Source organism: Ochrobactrum sp. PL_is501, assembly GCF_055816895.1.
The window spans coordinates 159,031-171,825 of record NZ_JBVPGR010000032.1 but is presented as its reverse complement, the minus strand read 5'-3'; the positions used below and the strand labels follow the sequence as shown (position 1 = coordinate 171,825).

The following is a 12,795-nucleotide window of genomic DNA, read 5'->3' as shown; positions in this document are numbered from 1 at the left end:
TCGGTGGAAGAATCGCTTGGGGCCGATTCTCTGGGGCGCGGCAGCGCCGCGATCATTGCGAAACCGAAATGATGCAAAGCGGCTCGTGGAGATGCACCAGATGCGACGGCAGAAACGGTCCCCTTGACGGTGTAGGCGATGGACAGTCTTTATGTATTTGCAAGCTGAGATCATCTCTATCTGGTCCGTCGTTGATGCGGACGGCTCAAGACACTCTATAATCGCGTCATTCCCGGCAGGTCGCGAAGGTGACGATACCGGTTTCGTCCCGGCGCGCTCGCCCAAACGCGGGTTAGCGAAAGTCCCGTACCGCAATCCCATAACGCAAGATGACCGCGCGGCGGCTCCCGGATCAAGTCAGAGCGTCTTGGCGGCGGGGAAGGAGAGGGCAACTCTATTCATCAGATCGGCCGATTTCCGCCCAGCCTCATTCTTGGGAAGCTCCGTCGTTCGGACGACGAGCTTTTCTCTGGGAGAGGGCGAGTAGATAGATTTTTCCTTGCCGCTTATCCCGCTTCCTGTTTTCAGGGGTGGATTTCTTAACCAAATCAGGGTAGCCTTGAAACTATCAAGCAGGCCATGCTGGCATCTGAAGAACCAGCGCGCAATGCCGCTTCATAATTCCCCTCAACAGCCCTTTACGACCGTCAGCCGGACAAAACCTAATGCCCATTTAGGTTTAATAGGGATTCGGAAAGCCATATTTATCAGTAGGATATAAGAGCCGAATATGCGATCCAAAAAGCGCGCTTTTCGGCCCGGTTCTGAAGGTTGCGGGTGTCGGTTCGGCGCGTCAGAAAGATCGTCGCCGCTTCCGGAAGGAAGGCTCTGCCCACGCGGGGAGCAGCACATTGTACGTCTATAGATGTTAACGCCTGCCGGTCTGCCGGTCACGAGAGAATGACGGGAATATCGGCTTCCTCAAGCATGCGGGCCAAAATCGGAGCGGGCATTTCATTTGTTATGACGGCGGTGACGTCGCGAACCGAACCAAGCTTCACCATGGCACGCTTGCCAAATTTCGAGCTATCGACTGCGAGCAATTTGTGTGCAGCCTGCCCGAGCGCTGCTGAAACGACGGCTACTTCCGTATGATCGTCGTCGCATAGATCGCCGTCATCATCGATGCCGCTCACGGAGATGATGGCATAGTCGAACTTGAAACGCCGAATGAATTCCGGTGTGTCTTCCCTAAACATTCCCCCATCGATAGGGCGCACGAACCCACCGGGAACGGCGAGGGTGAAATCCGTCTTCTCGCTGATGATGGCGGCGGATCGCAAGCTGTAAGTGACGAGGTGCAGCCGCTTTCGGCTGACAAGCGCATTGGCAATCGCTTCGCAGGTCGTACCGGTGTCGAGGAAAACAGTAGCGCCATCGGGAATGAGCGCGACGACAGCTTCGGCAATTCGCACCTTCTCATCTGCTCGATCATGTCTGCGCTGACGGTAGGTCAGGGGATCAAGCGGCGCCAGTTGCGACACACCGCCATGCAGCTTTCGGACTTTTCCGCGATGCTCCAGATCAGCAATGTCGCGCCGCGCTGTCTGGGTGGTGACACGGAACCGTTCTGCGATCTCTTCAAGAGAAACATAGTGGCTGTTCTCAATCCACTGCAACAACATCTGCTGCCGGATTTCCTTTTTGCTACCGGAACCGGAAATTTCGCTCATGTTTGTCGTTGCGTCCTTATGCGCCTGATTTCTCAGAACCATATTTCATTTCCGCGTTGAATGAGGCGAGGAAATTGTGGGGTTGAAATATGGATATCTTCCTGAATCGATAGCGAATAAAAATGTAATATTAATGACATTTACTGTCGAGGACCTCCCGTTCTGGAGTCCAGATGCCCTGCCGGAGAGTAAAATGTAATAAAAGTGACATTGAACTCTGTCATTTCAGCAGCGGTTGAAGTTGGATGGTCAATCTGGCTGTCGCACCGAAATGGAAGCACCTTCCAAGAAAAGGACCGAGGGATGGTACCGGGGACGACCAAACGTAACGGAAAATTTTTGGCTTTAACGGCGCAGCTTTTATGCGGTGTCGCAGTCGCAGGAATTGCTGCCGCTCCGGCACGCGCAGCCGATAGCTATGACATCCGCATCATGACGCTCAATATCTGGAACAAGTTCAAGCAGAACCCGGAATTGACAGCGGATTTTATGGCAGCCGCCAATTTCGATGTCCTGGGGATGCAGGAAGTCAACGGTAGTACCTATGTGACCCGCATACCTGATTTCCTCCAAACGGCGGGCCGCGGCACTTACGGTAATGTGCAGGTCGGCGATGTGGGTATCATTTCGCGTTTGCCGGGCAAGTTCGGCACGATCAATCTGGGCGGAAATACGCAAGGTCGCTATGTCAGCTATACTCAGCTGGATGCCCAGGGCTCGCGTCCGCAGACGCTCATCGGCACGGTTCATCTCGATTATGCGGATGGGTCAACCGGTCGCGTGAATGAAGCCAAAGCCCTCAACACATGGGCAAAAGGGGCCATCCAGCCAATCATCGTCATGGGCGATTTCAATGCGGGAGATGTTTCCGAGCGCGGCCTTCATCACATCGATGCGCAGATCAGACTGATGCAGCAATCTGACGGCAACACTTTTTATCGCGATCTGACGCGCCAATATGTTCTCAACGCCGATCAGCAGACGATGCGTGCGGTCATTCAGGAAGCCTATGCCGGACAGGACATCGACACCCTGTCGTGGAAGCAATGGGGCGACGCTCTTTCCGCTGCCTACAAGGCCGGGAAGAATGTCGGGCTGCAAGACGAAACCTATGCGGTTGCCAACAACACGCCGGTCACGATGAATGTGCTCAAGAAGCAGTATATGCTGCTCCAGACTGATGCCGTCCGCGAAGATTTCAAGCCACATGATCTCAACGATGGCAGCACCACATGGCCATCGGCAGGCGAAGACGCAACCAATACCTGGGCGAGCTGGGACCGTGCCAAGATCGATCACTTTCTCGTCTCGCGGCCATTCGGAAAATGGTATGAGATTGTGGATGATCCCAATGATCCCTACACGGGAGTGATCAAGGACGTAAAAGTCACCCGGCCGGGCCGCGAGCCGGAAGCAATCTCCGATCATGAACCGGTTGCGCATGATTTTCGATGGGTTGGCCCGCAGCTCCAGACCTATTCGGAAAATGAAACCAGCAAGACGCGTCTCGTTTGGGGCGCCAATGCTTATGGTTTTGCGGAAAAGAACAAGGAATTTGTTCTAACGCGAAACAATCAACGCAGAGATCTCTATCTCGGCCAGATTTCGGATGCCAATGGCAAACCGATTCTGAGCGATCTGACGCTTGAAGAAAAGAAGACATTGCTCAACTGCGACAGCACGGATGCGCGCTTCCAGCAGGCGATCAAGGACTATTGCATCGATGATCATTCCTTCATCGGTGAAACAGCAGTCACCGACGGCGGAACGATCCTTGTCAGCGAAGATGCAGCTCTTGGCAATGCCGATGCGCGGCTGCGTCTCATTGATGGCGGCTTGCGTATAACGGGCAGCGACATGAAAAAGCTGGATCGCACCGTGTCGCTTGAGGGGCTTGGATGGATCGACATCGCGGATGCCAACAACCGCGTGACGCTGCTGCAGCAAGCCACAGGTGAGGGCGCACTGCTCAAGCGTGGAGCCGGTACGCTCGTTCTGGGGCAGGCAAACAGCTATAAAGGCGGAACCTTGGTGGAAGGCGGAGTGCTGCAGGCTGGCGTGGGCGGGGCATTCGTCGACCACACGGCTTTCGCGGTGAATGGCGGCAAGCTCGATCTCAACAATTTCGATGTGAGCATGTCGTCACTGATGGGCGAGGGCGGTACAGTGAGCCTTGGCTCGGCAGCTCTGACCGTTGACCAGATCGCCAATACCCGTTTCGACGGCAATATCGATGGCACTGGCAGTCTCACGAAGTCCGGCGCTGGTGTTCTGGTTTTGAATGGCGTCAACACCTATACAGGTGGGACAACTGTAAAAGAAGGCGGTCTTGTCATTGGTGACGCATCCCATTCAGGTGCATTCCTTGGTGGCACAGTTCGCGTGGAAAACGGCGCTCATCTGGGTGGTGCAGGTTCAATGGGAGGCCTTTATGCCGGCGCCGGCAGTATCATCGCACCGGGCAATTCTATCGGCACGCTGAAGGTCACTGGCGATCTGGCCTTTGATGCGGAAGCCACTTACGTCGCGGAAATTGATGCCTCCGGTAAAAGCGACCGCATCGATGTCAGCGGAAAGGCGACGCTTGGTGGCGCGAAGGTCTATATTGAAAAATCCGCTGGCACCTATATGCCGGGCAAGCGCTACACCATTTTGAGTGCTGAAGGCGGCATTGCGGGTACGTTCGGCGATTTGAGCCAGAACATGCCTTTCGTCGATCTTGGTCTGGCCTATGACCCCAATGCGGTCTATCTCGACATTGCTCGCAACAATGTCGACTTTGCTGCAACGGCGAAGACAGGCAATCAGAAATCGGTGGCCGTAGCTGTCGAGAATCTTGGTGCTGGTAATGCCGTTTACGATACGGTCGTCATGCAGGACAGCGAAGAGAATGCGCGTCGCGCATTCAATGCGCTTTCGGGTGAAATCCATGCTTCGACGCGAACTGCGCTCATCAATGACAGCTCCATCGTTCGCAATGCCGTTATGGACCGCGTCGACGCGGCGTTTGGTGGCGGGGGGCAGCATGCTGCATCATCGTCGGTCGCAACGGATACGGATTCGACGCAGGTTTCTGCGCCGCGCGCAGCAATCTGGGGGCAGGCGCTCGGTCAATGGAGTGAAACCGGCGCGGATGGAAATGCTGGCAAGCTGAAGCAATCGACGGGCGGCTTTGTTGCTGGCTATGACGCGGAAGTCGTCGAAAACTGGAGGCTGGGTGCTCTCGCAGGCTATAGCCGCACCAGTTTCGATGTGAATGATCGCAACTCGTCTGGCCACAGTGATAACTACCATCTGGGAATCTATGGCGGCACCCAGTGGAACGCGACCACGCTCAAGGCAGGCCTTGCCTATAGCTGGCACAAGATCGAAACGGATCGCCTTGTCGCCTTCCCCGGCTTTTCAGAAAGTCTCGATGCCGATTACAGCGCAAACAGCTTTCAGGCATTCGGCGAACTCTCGCATCGTCTTGATCTGAACGGAGCGGCCATCGAGCCATTCGCAAATGTCGCAGTGGTGCGCCTGCAAACCGACCGGTTCAATGAGCATGGCGGGAATGCAGCGCTCCGGATTGGAAAAGAATCGACGACAACCACGTTTAGCACAATTGGTCTTCGCGCTTCCGCTCCAGTCGTATTGGGCAGCATGAATGCCCGGCTTAGCGGTACGGTTGGCTGGCAGCACGCCTATGGCGATACCATTCCGACGACAGCAGCCGCATTCGATGCCGGAACGATATTTGAAGTGGCTGGCGCGCCAATTGCGAAGGACACCGCAATTATCAAGGCTGGCTTTGATATTGATCTTGGCAATCAGACGACGCTGGGCCTTGAATATTCAGGTCAGTATGGTTCAAGCTTCAATCAAAATGCGGGCAAGGCCAGGCTGAGCGTAAAGTTCTAAATTTCTTGGAACTATTTCTACCGCCAAAGAGATCAATTTTGGCGGTAGAAACATGGTCGGCGCTTCTGACCAGCCTCAAGGCTCCGTCACATTGCTTAGAGGCGATCCGATGCTGCCGTTGAAACCGCGATAGCGCTGGTGGCTGCGGGCGAGGTGGGCCTGCATGGCGTCGCGCGCGGCGTCTGCGTTCCCCGCACTGATGGCTTCGCAGATCGCACGATGTTCAGTCACGCTGTTGCGAATATAATCGGGCGTAATCAATGCAGGATTGAGATCGCTCGAAAATGCGGGCTGCGGCAGGATTTTCAGGCTCATGACGCTGAAAAACTCGATAAAGGCCTGATTGTTGGTCGCCTCGGCAATCGAGCGGTGAAAGATGTAATCCATCTCATCCAGTGCTGCCTCGTCGTCAACGGACGCCTCGAATTTTTTGAGTGCTTCCCACATATTGGCCTCCTGCGCCCAGGAGCGCCGTTGCGCGGCCAATCCCGCAGCATGGACCTCAAAGGCCATGCGCAATTCCAGCAGGTCCATGAATGGCAGCGACAACCGCGCCAAAGGCTCAAGCGGCGAAACATCATCGCCTGAAAAACGCAGCCTTTCGAAATCGCGGATGAAAACCCCAACGCCGTGCTTCACTTCCAGCAGACCGTCAGAGCGAAGTTCTGCAATGGCCTCACGGATGACCGTACGGCTGACGCCCAGCGTTTCGCCAAGCTCCACCAGCGTAGGCAGCTTGTCCCCGGTTTTAAAATCGCCATCGCGAATGAAGGCCTTAAGATTTTCAATTGTCCGTGCGGTGAGCGTCTTCAATGTCCGTCAGTTCCAATTTGGCCGATCAGGTTGTTTGTGATTGATACGATGTCGTGAATAGAATTACAAGATAATATCACTGATATAGAGATATTATCTTGTAGGTCTCGACTCAGATTTCACCATGAATTTCCCCTCTCTTTCACGGAAATGGAATGGTTTTCGTCCGAAAGAGACTCATCATATGGGGTGGCCACGATGAAAATTTTTTTGGTCAATAATTCGCTGCATGGTTTGGTTTTTCGTTCTTAAACGACGGAAATTATTTCATTAAATGGTTCTTGTGTGACCGGCTTCGCCTTATGTCGCCTCCAAAATATCCGTCTTGACAAGTGATAATATTTTAGCAAACCTATCATCATAACAAATGGCATAGTCATAATATCACTTATCAAATCTCTGGGATTGTCGATGGGGAAGGCGAGTTGGCTTCGGCTGCGCGACCTCAATCCGCCGGCCTCATGGACAGAGTGGTGGGATGCGTGCTCTCAAAGTGGTCTTGAGCGGACGTACGCGCCTTCTGGTCATACGTGTGTTCCGGATAGAATAAGGGGAAATATAATGGGACTGGTTTCAGCCAGACTGAAGGAATTGGGTCTTATCCTGCCCGAGCTAACAGCGCCCAGTGGCGCCTATGTACCATACAGGCTGAGTGGTCATACGTTGTATATCTCCGGTCAGGTGCCGCGTGTCGATGGGGTTGACTGCTATCTCGGATTGGTTGGCAGCACCATGAATGTCGGAGAAGCCTATCAGGCAGCGCGCGTTTGTGCGCTCAATTTGCTGGCGCGGGCGGCCTTCGCCCTTGATGGCGATCTCGATCGAATTTCAGCTTGTTTGCAGGTGCGGGGGTTCGTGAATGCCGTACCTGATTTCAAGGATCATCCGGCAGTGATCGATGGCGCATCCGATCTTCTCATCGAAGTGCTGGGGGAGAAGGGGCATCATGCCCGCACGGCCCTGGGCGCAGGTTCCCTGCCGCGCGGTTTTGCCGTTGAAGTCGACGCCATTTTTGAAGTCCAGCCTTGAGCGCTGGCTTCCTTCTGCAAATATAGACGAAGCGAGAATGAGATGTCTGATAAAGCCATCACGATGAATGCGGTCAACAAATGGTATGGCCAGCTCCATGTTCTCAAGGATATCAATTTGGAGGTCGACCGCGGTGAGCATATCGTGCTGTGCGGTCCATCCGGCTCGGGCAAGTCGACACTGATCCGCTGCATCAATTACCTGGAAGAAATTCAGGACGGCATTATCGATGTAAATGGCACTCGCCTGGGGCATACCGGCGCCAATGTCGATCATATTCGCCGCGATGTCGGCATGGTATTTCAGCAGTTCAACTTGTTTCCGCACATGACAGTGCTGGAAAATTGCATGCTGGCGCCGCGCCGCGTGCACAAGAACTCGCTCGCCGAAGCTCGGGAAAAGGCGATGCATTTCCTCAAGCGTGTTCATATTGCCGAGCAGGCCGAAAAATATCCGGCACAACTCTCCGGCGGTCAGCAGCAACGCGTTGCCATTGCGCGGGCGCTTTGCATGGGGCCAAAGATCATGCTGTTCGACGAACCGACTTCGGCACTTGACCCGGAAATGGTCAAGGAAGTGCTGGACACAATGGTCAGTCTCGCTGACGACGGCATCACCATGATCTGTGTGACCCATGAAATGGGCTTTGCGCGCGCGGTCGCTCATCGCGTCATCTTCATGGACCGCGGCGAAATCATCGAAAGCGCGCCACCGGCTGAATTCTTCGGCAATCCAAGGCATGAGCGCGCCAAGGCATTTTTGGGCCAGATACTGAACCACTAAGAAACAAAGGGGAAATGGCCGCGAATGGGAGAATAATTTGATGCAATACACATTCGACATGGGGCCGGTTCTGGCAGCCTGGCCCGCGCTCCTCAACGGTGCGATCCAGACGCTCAAGATTTCATCCATTTCCATGGTCCTGGGCCTGGCGCTGGGCATCGTCTTCATGCTGATGCGGATGAGTTCGGTGCGGGTGATTTCGCTCACAGCCTTCGGCTATATCGAGCTGATCCGCAATACACCGTTTCTGGTGCAATTGTTCTTCATCTTCTTCGGCATGCCCTCGCTGGGCGTGACGCTTTCCGCCGAACAGGCGGCCATTCTCGCCATGACGCTCAATTGCGCGGCTTATGCGGCAGAAATCGTGCGCGGCGGCGTGGAATCGATCAAGGCGGGCCAAATCGAAGCTGGCAAGGCGCTTGGGCTTCATACCTTCGATATCTATCGTTTCATCATCTTCCGTCCGGCTATACGCGCTGTATATCCCGCGCTTTGCAGCCAGTTCATCCTGATGATGCTCAATTCAAGCCTGGTGGCGTCGATTTCTGCGGAAGAACTGACCTATGTCGGACAGATGATTGATTCAGAAACCTTCCGCAGCTTTGAAATCTATTTCGTGCTCGGCGTCATCTACCTGGCCTTATCGCAATTCTTCTCGATTGTTCTGCAAATCATCGGCAGGACCTATTTTTCCTATCCGTCGAAGTGAGGTCCCAAGATGATCCGCAGTTTTGGTTTCTCCGAATTTCTCTTCATTCTCGATGGTGCAAAATGGACCGTCATTCTTTCCATCCTTGCCTTCACTTTCGGGGGGCTGGGCGGTCTGGTCGTAGCGCTGGGACGCACCGCCACGAAAAGGTGGCTGCGCTATCTGATGTCGGCCTATATCCAGATTTTTCAGGGTACACCGCTGCTGATCCAGCTGTTCTTCGTCTATTTCGGCCTGCCCATTCTGGGTATTCGGGTTGACATCTGGGTGGCGCTCATCATCGGCCTCTCGCTGCATGCCAGTGCTTTTCTGGGGGAGATCTGGCGCGGCAGCATTCAGGCTGTTCCCACCGGGCAGGACGAGGCCGCCCGCGCACTCGGTATCGGTTATTTCCATCGCATGAAGGATGTCGTGCTGCCGCAAGCCTTTCGTATTGGTCTTCCGGCGACAATCGGCTTTCTGGTCAATTTGATAAAGGGAACGGCGCTGGCCGCGCTGCTCGGACTGACTGAACTCACCCGTTCAGGACAGTTGATGGCCAATATCACGTTTGAGCCGATGAAGGTCTACGGCACCGTGGGGCTCATCTATTTCATCATCTGCGTGCCGCTCACTTATTACAGCGCCCGGATCGAGAAGCGGCTGAACGCTTCACGCTAATCAACGATAAAACAAACCAGAGGTAAGAACATGATCAACGCAGTTTTCAAGAGTTCCGCGATTGCCCTCAGCCTTGCAACCAGCCTCGTCGCATCGGCCTTGTCTGTCAGTGCGTCGCAAGCCGCAAGCCCGGAGGAAATCAAGGCCAAGGGCGTGGCCGTCATCGGCGTACAGATGGATCAGTTTCCATGGGGTTTCATCGATGAGAACGGCAAGAATGGTGGTTTTGACATCGATGTGGCCAATCTCATTGCTAAGGAGCTGGGCGTCGAGGTCAAGTTCGAGCGCGTGACAGGGCAAAACCGCATTCCGCTGCTGACCAACGGCATGGTCGATTTTCTGGTGCCCTCGATGACGATCACGCCCGAACGCGCAAAGGTTATCCAGTTCGTGCTTCCCTATTCGGCCAATGACATCACGGTCTGGGGTAAAAAGGACGCCGAGATCAACAGCAACGAGGATCTCGCCAAATACACGATCGGCGTCAATCGCGGCAGCGCTTTCGAGCCGATCCTCAAGAAGGCCGCCCCCGCGGGCACAAAAATCAAGGGTTTTGACGACGACGCCACCACCGTGCAGGCGCTTCTGTCGGGCCAGGTTGATGCGATCCTGGGCAGCCTCACCTATGGCCTTGTGATCCAGAACACTGGGAATGGGGACAAATATGTTCGCAAATACAAGGCTGCGGACAATATCCAGGCCATGGCGGTGCGCAAGGGCGATCAGGCCATGCTTGATTTTCTCAATGATTTCGTGACGCGCCACAACGCAGATGGTTCGCTGGATACGCTCTATAAGAAGTGGATCGGCGTCGACCGTCCAAAGCTGCCAACCACGCTTGAAGGGGTGGATTTCACCGGCAAGCAATAACGCCAACACATAAGCTTTCCCGGTGCGTGTGAAACGCACCGGCACATCCAAAGTCTCCAGTATTCAAAGACATGAACCCGCAAGGCCTTTTGCGGGAACCGATAAACACGTGCCCGAACCTGAGCCGTGACAGAACACAACGTATTCGTCCCTTTCCGGGATATCTTTCTGGGAGTTAAGCAGAAAATGACGATAGATGGCAAACTGATCAGGGTGGGTGTCGATATCGGCGGAACCTTCACCGACGTGGCAATGGAAGTGGGTTCCACCCTTCATTCAACCAAGGTGCTGACGGATTATGCATTTCCCGAAAATGCCATCGTCAAGGGCATTCGGGAAGTGGCTGAAAAAGCCGGGGTCAAGCTTGATCAGATCGACACTGTCATTCACGGAACGACACTTGCCACCAATGCGCTGATTGAACGACGCGGCGCGAAAACCGCACTGGTGACAACCAAAGGTTTTCGCGATGTGATCGAAATGCGTACGGAAAGCCGTTTCGAACAATATGATCTCGACATCGTGCTGCCCGCGCCGCTTGTTGCGCGTAACGACCGGCTGGTTGTTAACGAACGCATCGGCGCCCGTGGCGAGGTTTTGAAGCCGCTCGATGAAGAAGAAGTCGATGCGCTTTGCGACCGCATCATTGCGGAAGGCTACGAAAGTGTCGCCGTCGGCTTCATCCATTCCTATCTCAATGGCGAGCATGAGCGCCGCTTCCGCGAGCGTATTCTCGCCAAAAAGCCCGGTCTGTCCGTATCGATTTCCTCTGAAGTCTCGCCGCAGATGCGCGAATTCCAGCGGTTTAACACCGTCTGCGCCAATGCCTATGTCAAGCCGCTGATGGCGTCTTACCTCAATCGTCTTGTCGGGCGACTGCGGGAAGAGGGCCTTGTCGCGCCCGTCTTCATGATCCATTCGGGCGGCGGTATCATCAGCATTGAAAGCGCCATCGAATTTCCCGTTCGCCTGCTTGAATCCGGTCCCGCCGGCGGCGCGATCTTCGCGGCCCACATTGCGGCCAATCACAAGCTCGATCAGGTCGTCTCTTACGATATGGGCGGCACGACCGCAAAAATCTGCCTTATTGAGCAGCAGATGCCCAAAACCTCCAAAACCTTTGAAGTGGCGCGTACCTATCGCTTCAAGAAGGGAAGCGGCATGCCGATCTCCATTCCGGTGATCGAAATGGTCGAGATCGGTGCGGGCGGCGGGTCAATTGCAACCGTCGATTCCATGCGTCAGATCCGCGTCGGACCCCATAGCGCGGGATCGGAACCCGGGCCTGCCTGCTATGATCGCGGCGGCACTCATCCTACCGTTACGGACGCCGATGTCATTTTGGGCCGCCTCGACCCCGATACATTTGCGGGCGGCACGATGCAACTCTCGCGCTCCGCATCGGAAAAAGCGATGGACGCCGATATCGGCTCCAAGCTCGGTTCCGACATTGCCACTTCCGCCTATGGTCTGAGCGAAGTGGTGGATGAGAACATGAGCAATGCCGCACGCATGCATGCGGTTGAGAACGGCAAGGAACTGTCGGAATTCACCATGATCGCCTTTGGCGGTGCCGCTCCGGTTCATGCCGCGCGCCTGTGTGAAAAACTCGGCGTGACCGATCTTCTCATTCCGCCCGGAGCCGGCGTCGGTTCGGCCATCGGTTTTCTGCGTGCGCCCTTCGGCTTTGAATCGGTACGCAGTGCCTATAGCCGCCTGAGCCGCTTTGAAGGCAGGGCCATCAATGCGGTCATCAGGGAACTGGTCGAGGAAGCAACTTCCTTCGTTCGATCAGGCGCGCCTGATGCCAGCCCGACGCTCGAATGCACCGCTTACATGCGCTATGCCGGACAGGGCTGGGAAGTGCCGGTTACGATTGACGTCCGCGACTATAGCGATGCGGATGCGACGCTGTTCCGCACGCTTTTTGACGAATGCTATGAGCGTTTCTTCGGCCGCGTGATCGATGATCTCGATGTCGAGATTGTCAGCTGGTCGTTGCGCGCAAGTGCAGACGCCGCTGCCCCAACGCCTGCAAAGCCGATTCAGAAACAGGCGCAAGCCGCCATATCCGCGACGCGTCAGGTGTTCGATGTTCTCCAAGAGCGTTTCCTCGAAGCCTCGATCGTCGAGCGCGAAACCATGAAACCAGGCGAGTGGATTGCTGGCCCCGCCATCATCACCGAACGCGAAACCTCGACCGTTGTCACCTCCAGCCGCGAAGCGATCATGCAGGCCGATGGATGCCTGCTGCTGCGCGCCAAGGCCGCCTAGGGCGGTTCCTGTTCTGACAGAATCTCCGGAACCGCTCTAACTATTTGTTTTATCGCATTATCCAACGCAAAACCGTTTCAC

9 protein-coding genes are annotated in these 12,795 nt (G+C 55.1%); 7 read left to right on the top strand and 2 right to left on the bottom strand.

From position 1 onward, the window contains the following. Positions 1-890: 890 nt before the first annotated feature. The gene (locus AC0TOF_RS07820) at positions 891-1,715 is read right to left on the bottom strand and encodes a DeoR/GlpR family DNA-binding transcription regulator (protein WP_473767785.1); all 825 of its coding nucleotides are present in this window, start codon (positions 1,713-1,715) and stop codon (positions 891-893) included. Positions 1,716-1,976: 261 nt separating this feature from the next. Here AC0TOF_RS07820 and AC0TOF_RS07815 point away from each other — a divergent pair, with 261 nt between their 5' ends. Next, positions 1,977-5,576 carry an autotransporter domain-containing protein gene (locus tag AC0TOF_RS07815; RefSeq protein WP_473767784.1) on the top strand — a complete coding sequence of 1,200 codons (3,600 nt, stop codon included), beginning with the start codon at positions 1,977-1,979 and terminating at the stop codon, positions 5,574-5,576. A 75-nt stretch (positions 5,577-5,651) separates the two neighbouring features. Here AC0TOF_RS07815 and AC0TOF_RS07810 read toward each other — a convergent pair whose 3' ends face one another. After that, positions 5,652-6,389, bottom strand: coding sequence for a FadR/GntR family transcriptional regulator (locus AC0TOF_RS07810; RefSeq protein WP_473767783.1), 738 nt, complete (start codon positions 6,387-6,389; stop codon positions 5,652-5,654). A 561-nt stretch (positions 6,390-6,950) separates the two neighbouring features. Here AC0TOF_RS07810 and AC0TOF_RS07805 point away from each other — a divergent pair. The 6 genes from AC0TOF_RS07805 (at position 6,951) to AC0TOF_RS07780 (ending at position 12,714) form a co-directional block, all read left to right on the top strand. Then, positions 6,951-7,418: a RidA family protein gene (locus AC0TOF_RS07805; RefSeq protein ID WP_473767782.1), complete on the top strand. Its 468-nt coding sequence runs from the start codon at positions 6,951-6,953 to the stop codon at positions 7,416-7,418. Between the two features lie 42 nt (positions 7,419-7,460). After that, on the top strand, positions 7,461-8,201 hold the full coding sequence (locus AC0TOF_RS07800) for an amino acid ABC transporter ATP-binding protein (RefSeq protein WP_473767781.1): 741 nt from the start codon (positions 7,461-7,463) through the stop codon (positions 8,199-8,201). A 40-nt stretch (positions 8,202-8,241) separates the two neighbouring features. Then, positions 8,242-8,910 (top strand): amino acid ABC transporter permease, encoded by a 669-nt coding sequence (locus tag AC0TOF_RS07795; protein ID WP_006470770.1) that lies wholly within the window; start codon positions 8,242-8,244, stop codon positions 8,908-8,910. A gap of 9 nt (positions 8,911-8,919) precedes the next feature. Continuing rightward, positions 8,920-9,570 carry an amino acid ABC transporter permease gene (locus AC0TOF_RS07790; RefSeq protein ID WP_473767780.1) on the top strand — a complete coding sequence of 217 codons (651 nt, stop codon included), beginning with the start codon at positions 8,920-8,922 and terminating at the stop codon, positions 9,568-9,570. Positions 9,571-9,600: 30 nt separating this feature from the next. After that, positions 9,601-10,440 (top strand): transporter substrate-binding domain-containing protein, encoded by an 840-nt coding sequence (locus AC0TOF_RS07785; RefSeq protein WP_473767779.1) that lies wholly within the window; start codon positions 9,601-9,603, stop codon positions 10,438-10,440. A gap of 186 nt (positions 10,441-10,626) precedes the next feature. Then, complete coding sequence (locus tag AC0TOF_RS07780; protein WP_473767778.1) at positions 10,627-12,714, top strand: hydantoinase/oxoprolinase family protein; 2,088 nt, start codon at positions 10,627-10,629, stop codon at positions 12,712-12,714. The last annotated feature ends 81 nt before the right edge of the window (positions 12,715-12,795 follow it).

What these genes read in the sequence shown, in the direction of transcription:
- AC0TOF_RS07820 (WP_473767785.1), bottom strand. Translation starts at nt 1,715, where the DNA reads ATGGTTCTGAGAAATCAGGCGCATAAGGACGCAACGACAAACATGAGC.
- AC0TOF_RS07815 (WP_473767784.1), top strand. Translation starts at nt 1,977, where the DNA reads ATGGTACCGGGGACGACCAAACGTAACGGAAAATTTTTGGCTTTAACG.
- AC0TOF_RS07805 (WP_473767782.1), top strand. Translation starts at nt 6,951, where the DNA reads ATGGGACTGGTTTCAGCCAGACTGAAGGAATTGGGTCTTATCCTGCCC.
- AC0TOF_RS07800 (WP_473767781.1), top strand. Translation starts at nt 7,461, where the DNA reads ATGTCTGATAAAGCCATCACGATGAATGCGGTCAACAAATGGTATGGC.
- AC0TOF_RS07795 (WP_006470770.1), top strand. Translation starts at nt 8,242, where the DNA reads ATGCAATACACATTCGACATGGGGCCGGTTCTGGCAGCCTGGCCCGCG.
- AC0TOF_RS07790 (WP_473767780.1), top strand. Translation starts at nt 8,920, where the DNA reads ATGATCCGCAGTTTTGGTTTCTCCGAATTTCTCTTCATTCTCGATGGT.
- AC0TOF_RS07785 (WP_473767779.1), top strand. Translation starts at nt 9,601, where the DNA reads ATGATCAACGCAGTTTTCAAGAGTTCCGCGATTGCCCTCAGCCTTGCA.
- AC0TOF_RS07780 (WP_473767778.1), top strand. Translation starts at nt 10,627, where the DNA reads ATGACGATAGATGGCAAACTGATCAGGGTGGGTGTCGATATCGGCGGA.